Source organism: Bacillus sp. 204(2023) (genome assembly GCF_037027505.1).
In the GTDB taxonomy this organism is placed as follows: domain Bacteria; phylum Bacillota; class Bacilli; order Bacillales; family Bacillaceae; genus Bacillus; species Bacillus subtilis.
Genome location: NZ_JAXCHE010000002.1, coordinates 557,266 through 575,706, shown reverse-complemented (window position 1 = coordinate 575,706; position 18,441 = coordinate 557,266). Strand labels below are relative to the sequence as shown.

Below are 18,441 nucleotides of genomic sequence, written 5' to 3'. Positions count from 1 at the left end.
TAGGTTTCTTGTTTCATATGCTTGAATTTTTTTAAAAAAGTGATTTTTTAATTCTCTATTATTAAGGGAACCTAATAGCATTTATATCTAGGTTTAGTGCGCTGCTGCCACTCACATTACTTACTGTTGTGAAGATTATCCTAATATCATAAGAAGTCGTGCCTGTGACCGTTGTAGCATCTACATACGTTGTAGCAATTGGAAATCTTGACGTAATTGCAGCGTTGACATTTCTTTGGACGGAGCGTGTATCTACTAATACTCCGTTTCTATAAATTCTGGTTTGAAAAGTAAAGTTTGAGTTAGCTGTCGTTGTAACATCTACAGAAATGGCAAGGTCTAATTTTATTAATTGTCCTGCGACTGTTGGCACACTTAAAGTACCAATCGACGTTTCAGTACCGTTAATAGCAAGCGGAACGGGGCCTGCTATTTCACTGTAAAACAGCTGTGGATTTGCCCCGGTTGAACCGGTTGGTCCTGTTGGTCCTGTTGCACCTGTTACTCCCGTTGCTCCGGTTGACCCAGTTACTCCCGTTGCTCCGGTTGATCCGGTTGCGCCAGTTGCTCCGGTTGGACCGGTTGCGCCAGTTACTCCTGTTGATCCGGTTACTCCCGTTGCACCAGTTGCTCCGGTTGATCCTGTTGCTCCTGTGGCTCCAGTTGCTCCGGTTACTCCTGTCACTCCTGTTGCACCAGTTACTCCAGTTGCTCCGGTTACTCCGGTTGCTCCGGTTGATCCTGTTGCACCAGTTACTCCCGTTGCACCAGTTACTCCCGTTGCACCAGTTGCTCCGGTTGATCCAGTTGCTCCAGTTGCTCCAGTTGGTCCTGTTGATCCTGTTACTCCTGTTGCTCCAGTTGCTCCGGTTGCTCCTGTTGCTCCTGTTGCTCCTGTTGATCCTGTTGCTCCTGTTGATCCTGTTGATCCTGTTGCTCCTGTTTCTCCTGTTTCTCCCGTTGCACCAGTTGCTCCGGTTGCTCCCGTTACTCCTGTTACTCCGGTTGGACCAGTTGCTCCGGTTGATCCTGTTGCTCCAGTTGCTCCAGTTGCTCCGGTTGATCCTGTTTCTCCCGTTGATCCTGTTACTCCTGTTGATCCGGTTGGTCCTGTATCTCCAGTTGCACCAGTTTCTCCAGTAGCTCCTGTGGCTCCAGTAACTCCTGTGGCTCCAGTTTCTCCAGTAGCTCCTGTGACTCCGGTTGCTCCCGTTACTCCTGTTACTCCGGTTGATCCAGTTACTCCCGTTACTCCTGTTGCTCCAGTTTCTCCTGTTGGACCAGTTGGTCCTGTTGATCCTGTGGCTCCGGTTACTCCCGTGGCTCCCGTGGCTCCCGTTACTCCCGTTGATCCAGTTTCTCCTGTTACTCCTGTAGCTCCGGTTACTCCGGTTACTCCTGTTGATCCTGTTGATCCTGTTGCTCCGGTTGCTCCTGTTGCGCCAGTTTCTCCAGTTGAACCAGTTGATCCGGTTGCACCTGTTACTCCTGTTACTCCTGTCACTCCTGTTGCACCAGTTACTCCAGTTGCTCCGGTTGATCCTGTTGATCCTGTTGCACCAGTTACTCCCGTTGCACCAGTTACTCCCGTTGCACCAGTTGATCCGGTTGATCCGGTTGCTCCAGTTGCTCCAGTTGGTCCTGTTGATCCTGTTACTCCGGTTGATCCTGTTGATCCTGTTGCTCCGGTTGCTCCTGTTGCTCCGGTTGCTCCGGTTGCTCCTGTTGATCCTGTTGATCCTGTTTCTCCCGTTGCTCCAGTTGCTCCGGTTGCTCCCGTTACTCCTGTTACTCCGGTTGGACCAGTTGCTCCGGTTGCTCCGGTTGCTCCAGTTGCTCCAGTTGCTCCTGTTGCTCCAGTTGCTCCGGTTGCTCCTGTTTCTCCCGTTGATCCTGTTACTCCTGTTGATCCGGTTGGTCCTGTATCTCCAGTTGCACCAGTTTCTCCAGTAGCTCCTGTGGCTCCAGTAACTCCTGTTGCGCCAGTTTCTCCAGTAGCTCCTGTGACTCCTGTGGCTCCTGTGGCTCCAGTTTCTCCTGTTACTCCGGTTGATCCAGTTACTCCCGTTACTCCTGTTGCTCCAGTTTCTCCTGTTGGACCAGTTGGTCCTGTTGATCCTGTGGCTCCGGTTACTCCCGTGGCTCCCGTTACTCCCGTTGATCCTGTTACTCCTGTAGCTCCGGTTACTCCGGTTACTCCGGTTGCTCCTGTTGCTCCAGTTGCTCCGGTTGCTCCTGTTGCTCCAGTTGATCCTGTTGATCCTGTTGATCCTGTTGCACCTGTTACTCCTGTTACTCCTGTTACTCCGGTTGGACCGGTGTCTCCTGTTACTCCAGTAGCTCCAGTAGCTCCAGTTACTCCCGTTGCACCAGTTGCTCCGGTTGCTCCAGTTGATCCTGTTGATCCTGTTGGTCCCGTTGCTCCTGTTGCTCCAGTTGCTCCGGTTGCTCCCGTTGATCCTGTTACTCCGGTTGGACCAGTTGCTCCGGTTGCTCCTGTTGCTCCAGTTGCTCCGGTTGCTCCTGTTTCTCCCGTTGATCCTGTTACTCCTGTTGATCCGGTTGGTCCTGTATCTCCAGTTGCACCAGTTTCTCCAGTAGCTCCTGTGGCTCCAGTAACTCCTGTTGCGCCAGTTTCTCCAGTAGCTCCTGTGACTCCTGTGGCTCCTGTGGCTCCAGTTTCTCCTGTTACTCCGGTTGATCCAGTTACTCCCGTTACTCCTGTTGCTCCAGTTTCTCCTGTTGGACCAGTTGGTCCTGTTGATCCTGTGGCTCCGGTTACTCCCGTGGCTCCCGTTACTCCCGTTGATCCAGTTTCTCCTGTTGGACCAGTTGGTCCTGTTGATCCTGTGGCTCCGGTTACTCCCGTTGATCCAGTTTCTCCTGTTACTCCTGTAGCTCCGGTTACTCCGGTTACTCCTGTTGCTCCGGTTGATCCAGTGGCTCCGGTTGCTCCTGTTGCGCCAGTTTCTCCAGTTGAACCAGTTGATCCGGTTGCTCCTGTTACTCCTGTTACTCCTGTTGCGCCAGTTTCTCCAGTTGAACCAGTTGATCCGGTTGCTCCGGTTACTCCTGTTACTCCTGTCACTCCTGTTGCACCAGTTACTCCAGTTGCTCCGGTTACTCCTGTTACTCCGGTTGCACCTGTTACTCCTGTGGCTCCTGTTGCTCCTGTTGCTCCTGTGGCTCCGGTTGATCCGGTTGCTCCAGTTTCTCCTGTTGGACCAGTTGGTCCTGTTGCTCCTGTTGATCCTGTTACTCCCGTTGATCCTGTTGATCCTGTTACTCCAGTTGCACCAGTTGGTCCGGTTGCTCCTGTGGCTCCGGTTACTCCTGTTACTCCTGTTACTCCTGTTGCTCCGGTTGATCCGGTTGCTCCAGTTACTCCCGTTGCACCAGTTGGTCCTGTTACTCCAGTGGCTCCGGTTACTCCAGTTGCTCCAGTTGGTCCTGTTGCACCAGTTGCTCCGGTTGATCCGGTTGCTCCAGTTTCTCCTGTTGGACCAGTTGGTCCTGTTGATCCTGTTACTCCCGTTGCACCAGTTGCTCCGGTTGATCCTGTTACTCCTGTAGCTCCGGTTACTCCAGTTGCTCCAGTTGGTCCGGTTGCTCCAGTTTCTCCTGTTACTCCGGTTGGACCGGTGTCTCCTGTTACTCCTGTAGCTCCAGTTTCTCCTATTACTCCTGTGGCTCCAGTTTCTCCTGTTACTCCGGTTGGACCGGTGTCTCCTGTTACTCCTGTAGCTCCAGTTTCTCCTATTACTCCTGTGGCTCCAGTTTCTCCTGTTACTCCTGTTACTCCAGTTGCTCCAGTTGCTCCGGTTGATCCTGTTGCACCAGTTACTCCCGTTGCACCAGTTGGTCCGGTTGCTCCGGTTGATCCTGTTACTCCCGTTGCACCAGTTGCTCCTGTAGCTCCGGTTACTCCTGTTGATCCTGTTGATCCTGTTACTCCCGTTGCACCAGTTACTCCCGTTGCACCAGTTGGTCCGGTTGCTCCAGTTTCTCCAGTTGGACCAGTTGGTCCGGTTGCACCTGTTACACCTGTTACTCCTGTTACTCCAGTTGATCCTGTTACACCTGTTACTCCTGTTGCTCCTGTTGCACCAGTTACTCCTGTTGCTCCTGTAGCTCCAGTTTCTCCTATTACTCCTGTGGCTCCAGTTTCTCCTGTTACTCCAGTTGATCCTGTTGCACCTGTTACTCCTGTTACTCCTGTTACTCCTGTTACTCCTGTTACTCCTGTTACTCCTGTTACTCCAGTTGATCCTGTTACACCTGTTACTCCTGTGGCTCCTGTTGCACCTGTTACTCCGGTTGATCCTGTTGATCCTGTTGATCCTGTTGGTCCCGTTGCTCCTGTTGCTCCTGTTGATCCGGTTGATCCCCTTACTCCGGTTGCTCCTGTTTCTCCTGTTACTCCTGTAGCTCCTGTTACTCCTGTAGCTCCTGTTACTCCTGTAGCTCCAGTTGCTCCGGTTGATCCTGTTTCTCCCGTTACTCCGGTTGATCCTGTTTCTCCCGTTACTCCGGTTGATCCTGTTGCGCCTGTTGCTCCTGTTGATCCAGTTTCTCCTGTTACTCCTGTGGCTCCAGTTTCTCCTATTACTCCTGTGGCTCCAGTTTCTCCTGTTACTCCTGTTACTCCAGTTGCTCCAGTTGCTCCTGTTGCTCCGGTTGATCCAGTGGCTCCGGTTGATCCGGTTGATCCAGTGGCTCCGGTTGATCCTGTTGCGCCAGTTTCTCCAGTTGAACCAGTTGCTCCGGTTACTCCTGTTACTCCGGTTGCACCTGTTACTCCTGTGGCTCCTGTTGATCCTGTGGCTCCTGTGGCTCCGGTTGATCCTGTTGCGCCAGTTTCTCCTGTTGGACCAGTTGGTCCTGTTGATCCTGTTACTCCCGTTGCACCAGTTGCTCCTGTTGATCCTGTTACTCCTGTAGCTCCGGTTACTCCAGTTGGTCCGGTTGCTCCAGTTGCTCCAGTTGCTCCTGTTACTCCTGTTACTCCGGTTGGACCGGTGTCTCCTGTTACTCCTGTAGCTCCAGTTGCTCCGGTTGCTCCTGTTTCTCCCGTTACTCCGGTTGCTCCTGTTTCTCCCGTTACTCCGGTTGATCCTGTTGCGCCTGTTGCTCCGGTTGATCCAGTTTCTCCTATTACTCCTGTGGCTCCAGTTTCTCCTGTTACTCCAGTTACTCCAGTTGCTCCAGTTGCTCCGGTTGATCCTGTTGCACCAGTTACTCCCGTTGCACCAGTTGGTCCGGTTGCTCCTGTTGATCCTGTTACTCCCGTTGCACCAGTTGCTCCTGTAGCTCCGGTTACTCCTGTTGCACCAGTTGCTCCTGTAGCTCCGGTTACTCCTGTTGATCCTGTTGATCCTGTTGCACCAGTTACTCCTGTTGCTCCTGTAGCTCCAGTTTCTCCTATTACTCCTGTGGCTCCAGTTTCTCCTGTTACTCCAGTTACTCCAGTTGCTCCAGTTGCTCCGGTTGATCCTGTTGCACCTGTTACTCCTGTGGCTCCTGTTGCACCAGTTACTCCGGTTGCTCCTGTTGATCCTGTTGATCCTGTTGGTCCCGTTGCTCCTGTTGCTCCTGTTGATCCGGTTGATCCCCTTACTCCGGTTGCTCCTGTTTCTCCTGTTACTCCTGTAGCTCCTGTTACTCCTGTAGCTCCAGTTGCTCCTGTTGATCCTGTTTCTCCCGTTACTCCGGTTGCTCCTGTTTCTCCCGTTACTCCGGTTGCTCCTGTTGCGCCTGTTGCTCCTGTTGATCCTGTTGCTCCTGTTACTCCTGTGGCTCCAGTTTCTCCTGTTACTCCTGTAGCTCCAGTTTCTCCTATTACTCCTGTGGCTCCAGTTTCTCCTGTTACTCCTGTTACTCCTGTTACTCCAGTTGCTCCAGTTGCTCCGGTTGATCCTGTTGCACCAGTTACTCCGGTTGATCCTGTTGATCCTGTTGATCCTGTTGGTCCCGTTGCTCCTGTTGCTCCTGTTGATCCGGTTGATCCCGTTACTCCGGTTGATCCTGTTTCTCCTGTTACTCCTGTAGCTCCGGTTACTCCTGTAGCTCCGGTTACTCCCGTTGCACCAGTTGGTCCGGTTGCTCCAGTGGCTCCGGTTACTCCCGTTGCTCCTGTTACTCCCGTTGCACCAGTTGGTCCGGTTGCTCCAGTGGCTCCGGTTACTCCCGTTGCTCCAGTTTCTCCTGTGACTCCTGTAGCTCCGGTTACTCCCGTTGCACCAGTTGCTCCGGTTGCTCCCGTTACTCCTGTTACTCCGGTTGGACCGGTGTCTCCTGTTACTCCTGTTGCTCCTGTTGCTCCGGTTGATCCTGTTTCTCCGGTTGATCCTGTTTCTCCGGTTGATCCAGTTGCTCCGGTTGCACCAGTTGCCCCTGTTACTCCCGTTACTCCAGTTGGACCGGTTGCGCCTGTTACTCCGGTTGCTCCGGTTGCTCCCGTTGCACCTGTTGCTCCTGTTGCTCCTGTTGATCCCGTTGCACCTGTTGGTCCAGTCGGTCCAATTCCCCCAGCAGACTCTATTAAAGAAACATCATCAATTAGAACAGACCCAAAAGTAGTTTTGCTTATTACCACTACTGCGTTTACTGCTTCAGCGGGGGGTTCAATTGTTCTATATATTTCATTCCATGTATTAAATGAGACATTTGGCAAATTTCCGGAAGCAATGATAATTTCCTGTCCGCCTTCAATCTCTTCGCCTTCACTGTTAACAAATAAAATTTGTATAGTTACTTGGGGACTTGAATTGTTTCCAATTCTCCCAAGCGAAACGATGAATATCAGAGATTGTCCAGAAACGACAGGCACGATCTGCCCTAAAAAAGCATACGGCTGGTTACTGAAAAACTGTGCGGAATATCTTCCAGAATGGGCAAAAGTATTAATAACGGACGTATTTGCAGAAGCCCAGCCCGTCAGATTGCCTGTTTCAAAACCTCCATTTACAATCACATCATTCATTCAACTTCATTCCCTGCCTTTTTGAATAGTTCCAGCTATTATATGCAGGAAAAATGCCATCGGTCTTTCACTTCGCTAGCTGAAATAAAAAAAGATGAATGTCCCGAATCACTTTTTCTCCCAGACGCTGTAAAGACCGGTACATGGAACCTGAAAAGAAGAAACAATAAATTAGCTTCTTAGACGGCAGCTTGATTTAAAGACAGAAAAAGCTTTTCGGGAATTTGCAATGCGATTGAGGATTTCACATATCCTAGATTGAGAAGCGGACGCTAATGAAGAAGTTTTATCAGACTAAGAAAGAGCAACTCAAAGTCAAAAAAACGTTTTATAAAAGCTGCTGGCAAGGGTACCAACAGCTTAGCTACTATTATCACAAGATTGCTATTTTATTTAATTAAAGTTGCGCCTAACAAATCTTTGCTTGTCCCATTTCTTATATATTGGTGACTAGGAGATATCATAGTTCTTTCCCCTATTAAACGGGACATTAAGGTTTTCTCTCTGGATTATCAAATGGATATAATTTTAAGTATAAACATAGTTATCACTAAACCTGAAAACAAATACTTAAACATTCATTTGGATTTTTAAATCTTTTGCAAGCGTTTTGGAGCCTAATAGCCCTTTTAAATATTTCAATTCCTTTGACCAATTCACTTTTTTATCCTCTTAAGATATTTATTCAATGATGTTATTCAGAATGTCTTTCATCGTTTTCTTTTGTTCAGACATAATGAATTTTGATTTTGTGTAATCGTTAGCCAGCTCATGTTTTAAAAAGGACTCTTCTATGTAAGCATCTTCACATCTTTGCACTTACAAGTTTTGCAGAAATGATGCTTAAGAAAGCAATTTCCATGTCAATCCGATCGATACATTGATCTGTAATGCCGGCATGATCAAGATAAATTGCTTTAATGTTGTCTGCACCCTTCCCGGAAAAAACTCGCTGTCACCCAAGTCAGCTAATTCTTAAACGCTTTTCTTAGCTTCATCAGTTGATTGAAAGCCCTTTGCGGCTTTCTTTTTTATTTCTCAAATTGTTTGTCATTGAGTAAAAATATTAATGTCTCTTCAATTTCTTTTTCTAAGTCATTATTATTTAAATCGAATAATGTTCCATAACCCGTCCCTTTATATCCACCGTAGTAATACCACAAATCCATTGTGAAACAGTCTAATTCTTCTTCACAGACTATTGTAGGTTGATAGTAATTAATTGCTATTTGTGAACGGTACTCTTTTTCAAAACATCTCTCAGCTGTAAAATCATTTAGCACATCTCCATCTATGTCTCTACAAATTTTGATGCTAAGGTTTGGTTTACCCTGTGCTTCAAAAACATCTATATACTTATTCTGCAGCTTTTTCGATACTACTTCCCCCTGGCTCTCCAACTCAAATATCATTTGTTTTAATTCTAGATTAAAATCCTTTTCTGGAATCTGTATATAACCCTCATCGAGTGGGCTTTGATTTTTCTGTTTCTTGAGTAATTGACTTAAAGCTTTCCACACAGTGTTGTCCTCCTATGATAGCTTCTTTAGACGTGCCTCTATGAAAATGGTCATTTAGTGATCAGCTTCACGGAATGCCTCAGCAAATGTTTCAATTCCGGTATCCTAGAAACATGGCGTTCGATAATCATGCCCACGGAAGTCCCAGCTGTGTGGACCAGTTGCAAGCATAAACATCATTACTGACCTTGTCAAAGGGATACTAAATAAAAAAAGAACCTTTATTTTACCATTGGCTTACTTTTGAAAATTTATAAATTATTATTATATTGAACAGTGTTGGTATGATGTATACAAGACCAGTTCCAAGTAGACCTATTACTGAACTAGCAATTAATAAAATGCTGAAGATTGGTTTATTATTTGTCTGGATTGAAGCAAGCATGGTTATAATTCCCGCCAAAGCACCTAAAAACCATAAATTCCCCAAAGTGTAAGAGTCATCCAAAACTGCAAACAGTTGAGCCAGTACAGAAAAAACCGCTCCTAATCCCCCGGAGAAGATAGTCAATTTTTTCATAGAAATCTCCTTTTTGAAAATTGATTTAGATTTCAACGCAATTATGGATTTATTAGGTTATGATGTCAATGACAAACATCTGCTTCACTCATCTTATTATTACTGGTAGAAGTATTGAACAATGAAATCATCACAGAATTTGTCGAATTATTTATGCGTATTGCTTTCCTTAAGCATAGAATTATTTTTCTAATTGAAAATTTAGTACATAGACTTATTAGTGACATAGATAAAAGTGACCCTGCTTTTTAGCAGTGCCGCTCCATGATTCATTACCTATTAACATAAAAAAAATCCCTTGACACCAATAGTGACAAGGGATTGAAAAATTAATACTGAGACATATACTGTTCGCGTTCCCAAGGATGTACTTGCGTGCGGAACATGATTCTTTAGATAAAATAGCTAATCTATAACAATCAAAACCCTTACTTATCAAGCGTTTCAGCAAATTCATTCGTTTAGATTTGTAATACATTAAGTATGATTAGTTAATTTTTTTGGTCAAATTTTGGTCTTAATTTTGGTCAAAAGCATGTTTTATGAATAATATGCTTACTACCTAGGAGGGAGTTATCACCCCTATTAAATCATTAATTTAATAGGATTTATAACAATATTTTTGTGCAAAGTTTGCGCAAAAATATATTTGGAATTCTTTTTGCTTGTTTACTTTTTCCTCCCTCTAAACTTTTGGGAATAATAATATATCAGATAAACAATCAGAAAGACTAATGTAGCCATGGCAACATAGTATAATGGCATCGCCAAAAAAGGAGCAAAATTCGCTATGACCATCAGGATAATGATGGCTATTCCATATAAACTTATAAAGCGTAGTAATGCCATATTATCTCCCCTGCTGTTTTCATCATTTTAACAAAAAAAGTAAGGTGCTAAAGCTATTTTTGTTATGCGATATCCATGCACGGACTGGAACCGCCTGACTGCGTAAACGGTCTTCAATTAATTCAGATAGGTAAAATGACACAGATCAAATTAATCATTTCTCACTTTTGAATCACATCCGTGTCTATTTCTTCATTTCCCCATGGTAAAATCTTGTTGGAGCTATTTAAATGAAAGGATATGATCATGAAAGTATTTGAAGCCAAATCACTGCTTTCAGAAGCAGATAGACGTGCAAAGGAATACAAAGAATTAAGAAGTCAGATGGTCAATCTAAAAAAGGCTTTTAAAGCTGTAGCTGATTTAGATGACAGTGAGTTTTCCGGCAAAGGTGCTGACAACATTAAAGCATTTTATCAAGACCATGCAGGTGTAGCTGACAATTGGATTGACTTACTTGATATGAAAATTGCTTTCTTGACAAGCATTTCAGGCACTCTAGAGGACGCCAGCTTATCTGATGCTTATATAGAAGAATCCTTCTTAGAACACGAGCTGGCTAACGCCTACACAAAATCAAAATCTATTATGTCTGAACAAAAGAAAGCCATGAAAGATATCTTACATGATATCGACGATATCCTTCCGCTTGATCTGTTTTCAACTGAGGACTTTAAAGACGAACTCGCCGATGCGGAGGACAAACGCAAAAAAACAGTCGATAAACTAGGCAGCGTGGACGAAGCACTTGTTACTGAATATGCCCAATCAGAGCCAAACGAGCAATTCATCAAGAAAGACTTTCAAAAGCTTGAGGAATCCACTGGCAAGGGTAAGAATGCTACACCCATCCACTACAATGCCAAAGCGTATAGAGAAAGTGACATACATAAGAAAAAAGGCGATATTGAGAAACAAACTGAAGCTTATTTGAAGATCAAGAAAGATGAAGCAAAAGAACGAGAAATCAAAGAATTGAAGAAGAAGCTAGCTGATGGCGTGACGGATCCGGATGAATACTTAGAAATTGCCAAGAAGGTCGGATATGAGAACCTTACCTCTGAACAGCTTGAATTTGTTTCATTTCTTGAACAGCGTAAAGCTTTCATGGATAACGGAAAAGAAGTGTTGCAAATCATAGGTGATGGCGCCAAGGGTGCGATTGTTGGTTTATACGATCTTGCCAAGGATACCGGTGAAGGAGCCATTCAATTCGGATGGAATATCGGTTGGACAATTGACAACTTAAACAAGGATCCTCAAAAAGTGCTGGATACAGTTCTGGAATACGACTATCAAGCTGCCTTTCAAAGTATGGTCGACACATTGAAGGATAATTGGGATACAAAAATGATTCACGGGGATGCATACACGCGGTTGCACTATGTCACTTATTTGGGCGGAAGTCTTCTGTTATTGAAAGGTGGAAAGTCCTCTGTCTCAACAGGCTCGAAGGATCTTGCTAAAGTTGGGAAAACAGCTAGTGATACAATTAAGAAAGGTGGAAAGTCTGTAAAACAGTTTGTCAAATCTCCTGTTAATCGGTATACTCCTGCATTAGAAGGAATCCTTCAAGATGCTGAGAATACCATTAATGTGAAAAATACTCCGCTGCTAAAAAGTATTGCGGAAGATAAAAAAGAGAGTGTTCTCAGAAGATCTGAAAGTTCTAACAACATGGGTACAGGTAATGTCAAACAAGGTGATAGTACCCCTCTCGCACCTGGCGGCGGATTAGCTGCTCATGAAGCAAAAGGCGGGCATCTTATAGAAAGACATGTCGGGAAGACTGATGGCGAATTATTTCAACGTTTAATAAAAGATACAAAAATCTCTGGGTCTTCTTCATTTAAAGATAGAGCTACTGCAGAAAAAGTCGCCAGTTCAGTTCTAAGTGATCCAAAAAACATTACTAAAATAAAAAAATGGCTCTCTAATCCTAACAGTAGACGTACTCTTCCTTTAAGATACAAAGGTGATGGAGAAGTTCTCGGCAGAAGAGTAGAAAAAGGTTCAAATGTTGCTAAGGATGCTACCAACGCTACAATAGTATTGAAAAAGAGTAAAAATGGGGAATTTATTTTAACTGGCTATCCTACAAAATAAAAGGAGTTCTGAATAACAATGTACGAGAATTATGATACTCTGGAAGAATTAAGTGATTTTTTAGAAGGAACATTTCACCAGGACATGGGTTCACCAGAACAAGCTCTGAAAGAATTTATAGCTGAATCAAGTAAAGAATGCTTAGTTTTCACAATAAAATTTTGTGAAGAGTTTTTAAATGAAAACATATCTGATCAAGAGAAAGAAAGTTTTATAAAATCATATACGGAGATTTATTTTCCGGCAATCGATTTAACTCCTTTACAATGGTTGAAAAAAGTAATTATTGAAATAAAAGAGGCTATATAAGCAATGATTGAAATTAAAGTTTCTGATCCTGTATTTAGATTTCTCGGCGGACATTTCCACCAAGATATAGAATCTCCTGAAGATGCTCTTAATGAATATCTAAATGAAGCATCACAAAAGCTAAAAGAAAGAGATTTAATAGACTAACTGAGTTTTTAAATAGTGATTATTCAGAAGAAGACAAGAATGAATTTATAGAGGAAGCAGCGGATGGTATATACTTTCCTGAAGATGATATAACACCCTTGGAATGGCTTAAGCAAGTCACTGAACAAATTAGAAAACACCTTAAAACAACATAGCTAGAAAAAGAGCCCTCTTTTAAGAAGGGCTTCTTTTATTAATTCAATTTCGCTTCAATTTTCGCTTTAGTCTTAGGTCCATAAATACCGTCAGCAGAAAGGCCACATACTGACTGGAACCGTTGGACCGCGTTTGCTGTTTTCGGACCATACACGCCGGCAATGCCGTTATTCTTCGCCCTTTTGTCTGGTGTTACATAATCTATATTAAATTATTAAATTGTTTAATTAATCAAAAAATCCCCTGACACCAATAGTGCCAAGGGATTGAGAGATTAATATTGAGACATATACTGTTCGCGTTCCCAAGGATGTACTTGCGTGCGGAACATATCCCATTCGATTTCTTTTGCTTCGATGAAGTGTTCGAATAGGTGCTCGCCCAGCGCTTTGACCATGACTTCGTTTGATTTGAATTCTTCTAGTGCTTCCGCAAGTGTTGCTGGAAGGTCAACGATTCCGTTTTCCATGCGCTCTTCTTTGCTCATCACATAGATGTTGCGGTCGATTGGAGCCGGCGCTTCCAGTTTGTTTTTGATTCCGTCTAATCCTGCAGCAAGCAATACGCTAAGTGCAAGGTATGGGTTTGCAGCTGGGTCTACGCTGCGTACTTCAACACGTGTGCTGATGCCGCGAGAAGCCGGGATACGGATAAGCGGGCTTCTGTTTTGCGCGCTCCATGCTACATAGCAAGGTGCTTCATAGCCAGGAACAAGACGTTTGTAAGAGTTTACTGTCGGGTTTGTTACTGCTGTAAAGCTTGTTGCGTGCTTCACGATACCTGCAATGAAGTGTTTCGCTGTTTCACTTAACTGAAGATCTGCGTTTTCGTCAAAGAATGCGTTAACACCATTTTTGAAGAGTGATAGATTGCAGTGCATACCTGAACCGTTCACACCGAACAATGGTTTTGGCATAAATGTCGCATGCAAGCCGTGTTTGCGGGCAATTGTTTTGACAACTAGTTTAAATGTTTGGATGTCATCACAAGAGCGCACTGCTCCAGCATATTTAAAGTCGATTTCGTGCTGACCAGGTGCTACTTCGTGGTGAGACGCTTCGATTTCAAAGCCCATCTCTTCAAGCTCAAGTACGATATCGCGGCGGCAGTTTTCTCCTAAATCCGTTGGAGCTAAGTCGAAATATCCGCCTTTGTCGTTTAGTTCAAGCGTTGGCTCGCCTTTTTCGTCCAATTTGAATAAGAAGAATTCAGGCTCAGGTCCAAGGTTAAAATCACTGAATCCGAGGTCTTCCATTTCTTTCAGAATCCGTTTTAAGTTGTTTCGCGGGTCACCTTCAAAAGGTGTGCCATCCGGATTGTAAATATCACAGATGAAACGTGCTACTTTACCTTTTTCAGCTGTCCATGGGAAGATAACAAATGTATTTAGATCTGGATACAGGTACATGTCTGACTCTTCAATACGAACGAATCCCTCAATAGAAGAACCGTCAAACATGACTTTATTATCAAGCGCTTTTCCAAGCTGGCTTACAGGAATCTCAACATTCTTGATTGTTCCAAGAATGTCAGTAAATTGAAGACGGATATACTTCACGTTTTCTTCTTTTACTAATTTTTCGATATCTTCTCTAGTGTACTTTGCCATTTGGTAAAATTCCTCCTCTTAAAAGGTAAATGTATATAGCAAAACAGTTGCTAACGGATTAATGAAAGAAGCGGGACATGTCGCCTTGACGGAATGTATTCCCTCTTTGAAAACGGCCGGCTTGCATGAGCTCGTTTTTCAGGAGCTGTCTCAGTTCGTCATCGGACAGATCATGTTTCATTGGTTTTTTCGTCTTCTCGCTTTGTTTTTGTTCTGGCTCGGCTTCGGCTTTCGCCAGAATCTGTTTAATTCCTGCCATGTTTACACCTTGTTCTATCAGGTGCTTGATTTCTAACAGTTTATCTACATCATGAAATGAAAATAATCGTCTATTCCCTTCACTTCTGGCTGGAAATATCAGTCCATTCTCCTCATAATATCGAATTTGTCTTGCTGATAACTCAGTTAACTGCATGACAATTCCTATTGGAAATAAAGGCATTGAGCGGCGAATATTATCACTCATCTCAATTTCCTCCTTTTCTTAACTTAGTTTCATTATAGGTGATGTTATATTATGTGTCAATACGATGTAAGGATTCTTAACATCAAATCCAGAGAAATTTTTAAAAAATTTAAATTAATTGCTTTTCCATCAATGAATCCACTGCACTGCATATGGCATTCTTCACATGCGAATAGGTTAATCCTCCCTGAACATACGCTACATACGGCGGGCGGATAGGGCCATCAGCTGATAATTCGATGCTTGCTCCTTGAATAAACGTTCCTGCTGCCATAATGACATCATCTTCGTATCCCGGCATGTAGGCTGGATAAGGCGTCACATGAGCATTGATTGGCGATGCATATTGAATAGCCTGGCAAAAAGCAACCATCTTTTCTCTGTCTGAAAACTCAACGGATTGTATTAAATCCGTTCTTTTCGCATCCCATTTCGGGTTTGAAGTGAAGCCGAGTTTTTCAAGGAATCTCGCTGTAAACACCGCTCCCTTTAAACTTTGAGACACAACATGAGGCGCCAAAAAGAAGCCTTGGTACATTTCTTGGAGCGAGTAAAGAGATGCCCCCGCTTCTCTGCCGATGCCGGGTGACGTCATACGGTATGAGCAAGCTTCAATCCATTTCGCTTTTCCGACGAGGTAGCCGCCTGTTTTCGCAAGGCCGCCGCCCGGATTTTTAATGAGAGATCCCGCCATCAGATCGGCTCCGACATGGCAAGGCTCAAGCTCTTCCACAAATTCTCCGTAACAGTTGTCCACAAAGACGATCAGGTTTTCATTGATTTCTTTTACAAAACGGATCATTTCTTTTATTTCACTAATTAAGAAAGAAGGGCGATTCGCATATCCTTTTGAGCGCTGAATGCCGATTACTTTGGTCTTCGGATTGATCGCAGCGGCGACTGCATCATAGTCTATCTTTCCGTCTTTCGTCAGATCAACCGCATTATAGCCGATTTGAAAATCCTTTAACGATCCAGCGTTTTCTCCACCCCTGACGCCCACAATTTCCTCTAGCGTATCATACGGCTTGCCCGTGATATAAAGGAGCTCGTCCCCCGGTCTGAGGACACCGAACAAAGCAATCGAAATGGCATGTGTGCCTGAAATGATTTGCGGCCTTACAAGCCCCGCTTCTCCGCCAAACACATCCGCATATATGCTTTCAAGCGTGTCTCTTCCGATATCATCATAGCCGTATCCAGTAGACGGCGTGAAATGAGTGTCGCTTACTTTGTGTTTTCTATAGCTTTGAAGCACTCTCCACTCATTTCGCTCGCTGATTTCTTCTATTTGTTTATGAATGCCGGCAATGTCCGCTTCCACTTCCATTGCCGTTTTCTTCAATAATTCTCCGTGTGTTAATGTGTCAAACATGTCTTTATATTTCCTTCCTACATATACTTCTTTAATTCACCGATGATACTTTGCTCTTCTTGGACATAGCCGGATACGTCATACTGTTCATTTTCTTCATTAAAATAGAAGCGGTCTACCATCGTTTCCGATTTGACTCTGGAAAGGAGCTTCCCTTCACTTGCCGGCACATGTGCTTCAAAAGACGTTAACAGTTCTTGGCGCAAATAGCGCTGAATCGCTTCTTTAAAGGCTGCAGCGTCGTCCTCAAATTTCGCACTGACCATAATGTGATCCCTTCCGGCGGACGGTATAAAATCAGGCAGTTTTTGATCACGTTTATTGTAAGCCGTCAGCATCGGGATATCATCTGCTTCAAGCTCCTCAAGAAGCCCAAGCACTGTTTTTTCATGTCCCACATAATCCTCATTTGAAGAATCAATTAAATGCAGGATCAAATCCGCTTCTTTTACTTCCTCAAGCGTTGAGCGGAATGCAGCAATCAATGTCGTCGGAAGATCCTGAATAAATCCTACTGTATCTGAAAGAAGAACACTGTAGCCGCTTGGCAGGACCATTTTTCTGGTCATCGGATCGAGCGTGGCAAACAGGAGGTCTTCTTCATAGCTGTCAGCACTCGTCAGGCGGTTGAACCATGTTGATTTCCCTGCGTTTGTATAGCCGACAAGCGCAATTTGAAGCACACCGTTTTTCTTTCTTCTTTCACGGTATCGGCTTCTATGGCGAATGACAGTGGAAAGCTGTGTGTTGATTTCATGAATGCGATTTCTGATATGGCGGCGGTCGGTTTCCAGTTTCGTTTCCCCGGGACCTCTTGCCCCAATTCCTCCGCCTTGCCGGGAAAGGTTGATCCCTTGTCCCGTCAGACGCGGCAGTGCATATTGCAGCTGAGCCAGCTCAATTTGAAGTTTGCCTTCTCTCGTTCTCGCCCGCTTTGCAAAAATATCTAATATCAATTGCGTGCGGTCAATCATCTTCACTTCAATTGCTGTTGCCAATGACTTCAGCTGACTTGGCGACAGTTCATCATTAAAGATGAGGAGATCAGCTTCAAGCTCTTCCACTAGTGCCTTCAGCTCTTCTACCTTCCCTTTTCCTATATATGTAGCGGCGTCAGCCCTGTTCCGTTTTTGTGTGACGCTGGTCAGTACTTTTCCGTCTGCTGTTTTTGTCAGAGATGCTAGCTCTTCCATAGAATTTTCAAAATGCTCATCCGTGATATGCGGCAGCTGACATCCGACTAAAATGGCTTTCTCCTGAATCGTTTCTTGTTCGTTCAAATGGATGTTCCTTTCTTTTGCATATTGGGCAGTAGTATTATCATACCAAACCCTGCATGTGTATACCACAAATCGATTGCTTTGAAAAGCGGAAATACGAGCAAAAAACAGACCTCTCAAAAACTGAGAGGTCTATGCAGATCCAGATGCTTCTTCTTTAATGGAAAGATCTTGGCTTTTGATGGTCATCAAGTCGCTTTTTAAGTATTGGTCTCCCATTAAAAGCCTCATGGCTTGTGCTCTGATCGATTTTTCGATCACATTTCTGACAAAACGTCCATTGCTGAATTTAATGGGACTTGTCGTGCTTTTCACTGTCATTAAGTAATCTTTCAATTTCCATTCAGCTTCTTGACTGAGCTGGTATTCCCTTTCATCGATCATTCGTTTCGCAATCTCCATGAGCTGGGTCACAGAATAATCCGGAAAATCAATGGAGATGGGAAATCTTGATTGGAGTCCGGGATTTAACGAGAGAAAATGATCCATTTCCCGTGAATATCCGGCGAGTATCAAAATAAACTCATGCTGTTTGTCTTCCATATGCTTTACAAGTGTGTCGATCGCTTCTTTCCCAAAGTCCTTTTCGCCGCCTCTTGCCAGCGAGTAGGCTTCGTCTATAAACAAAATGCCACCTAATGACTTTTTGATTAAATCTCTCGTCTTTTGGGCGGTGTGTCCGATATACTCCCCGACCAGGTCTGCCCGCTCCGCTTCTATTAAGTGGCCTTTTGACAGGACATTCATTTCAAAGAACAGCTTGCCGATGAGCCGTGCAACCGTCGTTTTTCCCGTTCCCGGATTTCCTTTAAACATCATGTGCAGCGCTTGCTTTCCAACCTTCAAGCCTTGCTCCGCGCGTTTTTGGTTCACAAAAATCCAGGCGTATATTTCCTTGATGTTGCGTTTCATTTCCTCCATCCCAACTAATGCGCTCATCTCTTTTTCGATTTCCTTCAAAATGCCGTGCTTTGCTTCGTTTTTTTGCAATGCAGCCTGATATTCCGCCTCTGCCTCAGCATTCGTCAGCACCTGCTTTTGCCCGTTCAGAATAATGTTGATCTGTCCGTTGTTTTTATAAGTCACAGCGCGCTCCAACATCTTCACCTCTCTGTTCTCTCT

General features: G+C 44.3%; 10 protein-coding genes and 3 pseudogenes. 3 read left to right on the top strand and 10 right to left on the bottom strand.

Annotation, left to right across the window (positions count from 1 at the left end):
- Positions 1-61: 61 nt before the first annotated feature.
- From WA279_RS07040 to WA279_RS07025, 4 genes and pseudogenes are all read right to left on the bottom strand, one after another.
- Entirely contained in the window at positions 62-6,982 is a 6,921-nt protein-coding gene (locus WA279_RS07040) for an NTTRR-F1 domain (RefSeq protein WP_336154793.1), read from the bottom strand.
- 690 nt (positions 6,983-7,672) lie between these two features.
- Positions 7,673-7,989: pseudogene (locus tag WA279_RS07035) on the bottom strand (T7SS effector LXG polymorphic toxin); the annotation flags it as partial.
- Positions 7,990-8,013: 24 nt separating this feature from the next.
- Positions 8,014-8,502 (bottom strand): hypothetical protein, encoded by a 489-nt coding sequence (locus WA279_RS07030; RefSeq protein WP_251188387.1) that lies wholly within the window; start codon positions 8,500-8,502, stop codon positions 8,014-8,016.
- A 226-nt stretch (positions 8,503-8,728) separates the two neighbouring features.
- Positions 8,729-9,022, bottom strand: a complete 294-nt coding sequence (locus tag WA279_RS07025) for a hypothetical protein (protein ID WP_336154791.1) — start codon at positions 9,020-9,022, stop codon at positions 8,729-8,731.
- Positions 9,023-10,117: 1,095 nt separating this feature from the next.
- Between WA279_RS07025 and WA279_RS07020 the strand changes: the two genes are divergently transcribed.
- From WA279_RS07020 to WA279_RS07010, 3 genes and pseudogenes are all read left to right on the top strand, one after another.
- Positions 10,118-11,977 (top strand): ribonuclease YeeF family protein, encoded by a 1,860-nt coding sequence (locus WA279_RS07020; RefSeq protein WP_336154790.1) that lies wholly within the window; start codon positions 10,118-10,120, stop codon positions 11,975-11,977.
- 18 nt (positions 11,978-11,995) lie between these two features.
- Positions 11,996-12,286 (top strand): contact-dependent growth inhibition system immunity protein, encoded by a 291-nt coding sequence (locus tag WA279_RS07015; RefSeq protein WP_069839412.1) that lies wholly within the window; start codon positions 11,996-11,998, stop codon positions 12,284-12,286.
- A 3-nt stretch (positions 12,287-12,289) separates the two neighbouring features.
- Positions 12,290-12,588, top strand: a pseudogene (locus WA279_RS07010) (contact-dependent growth inhibition system immunity protein).
- 38 nt (positions 12,589-12,626) lie between these two features.
- Here the strand turns inward: WA279_RS07010 and WA279_RS07005 are convergent.
- The 6 genes and pseudogenes from WA279_RS07005 to spoVK form a co-directional block, all read right to left on the bottom strand.
- Positions 12,627-12,788, bottom strand: a pseudogene (locus WA279_RS07005) (peptidoglycan-binding domain-containing protein); the annotation flags it as partial.
- A gap of 75 nt (positions 12,789-12,863) precedes the next feature.
- Complete coding sequence (gene glnA, locus WA279_RS07000; RefSeq protein ID WP_003231737.1) at positions 12,864-14,198, bottom strand: type I glutamate--ammonia ligase; 1,335 nt, start codon at positions 14,196-14,198, stop codon at positions 12,864-12,866.
- A gap of 58 nt (positions 14,199-14,256) precedes the next feature.
- Positions 14,257-14,664, bottom strand: coding sequence for a transcriptional repressor GlnR (gene glnR, locus WA279_RS06995; RefSeq protein WP_014476884.1), 408 nt, complete (start codon positions 14,662-14,664; stop codon positions 14,257-14,259).
- Positions 14,665-14,773: 109 nt separating this feature from the next.
- A complete protein-coding gene (locus WA279_RS06990) occupies positions 14,774-16,039 on the bottom strand; it encodes a methionine gamma-lyase family protein (RefSeq protein ID WP_336154788.1) in 1,266 nt (421 codons plus the stop codon).
- Positions 16,040-16,056: 17 nt separating this feature from the next.
- Positions 16,057-17,319 carry a GTPase HflX gene (gene hflX, locus WA279_RS06985; RefSeq protein ID WP_336154786.1) on the bottom strand — a complete coding sequence of 421 codons (1,263 nt, stop codon included), beginning with the start codon at positions 17,317-17,319 and terminating at the stop codon, positions 16,057-16,059.
- A 132-nt stretch (positions 17,320-17,451) separates the two neighbouring features.
- Positions 17,452-18,420: a stage V sporulation protein K gene (spoVK, locus tag WA279_RS06980; RefSeq protein WP_003231746.1), complete on the bottom strand. Its 969-nt coding sequence runs from the start codon at positions 18,418-18,420 to the stop codon at positions 17,452-17,454.
- Between the last annotated feature and the right edge of the window lie 21 nt (positions 18,421-18,441).

Excerpts from the sequence above, each read along its gene's own strand:
- WA279_RS07025 (WP_336154791.1), bottom strand. The coding sequence starts at position 9,022 with ATGAAAAAATTGACTATCTTCTCCGGGGGATTAGGAGCGGTTTTTTCT.
- WA279_RS07040 (WP_336154793.1), bottom strand. The coding sequence starts at position 6,982 with ATGAATGATGTGATTGTAAATGGAGGTTTTGAAACAGGCAATCTGACG.
- WA279_RS07020 (WP_336154790.1), top strand. The coding sequence starts at position 10,118 with ATGAAAGTATTTGAAGCCAAATCACTGCTTTCAGAAGCAGATAGACGT.
- WA279_RS06990 (WP_336154788.1), bottom strand. The coding sequence starts at position 16,039 with ATGTTTGACACATTAACACACGGAGAATTATTGAAGAAAACGGCAATG.
- WA279_RS07015 (WP_069839412.1), top strand. The coding sequence starts at position 11,996 with ATGTACGAGAATTATGATACTCTGGAAGAATTAAGTGATTTTTTAGAA.
- spoVK (WP_003231746.1), bottom strand. The coding sequence starts at position 18,420 with ATGTTGGAGCGCGCTGTGACTTATAAAAACAACGGACAGATCAACATT.
- glnA (WP_003231737.1), bottom strand. The coding sequence starts at position 14,198 with ATGGCAAAGTACACTAGAGAAGATATCGAAAAATTAGTAAAAGAAGAA.
- glnR (WP_014476884.1), bottom strand. The coding sequence starts at position 14,664 with ATGAGTGATAATATTCGCCGCTCAATGCCTTTATTTCCAATAGGAATT.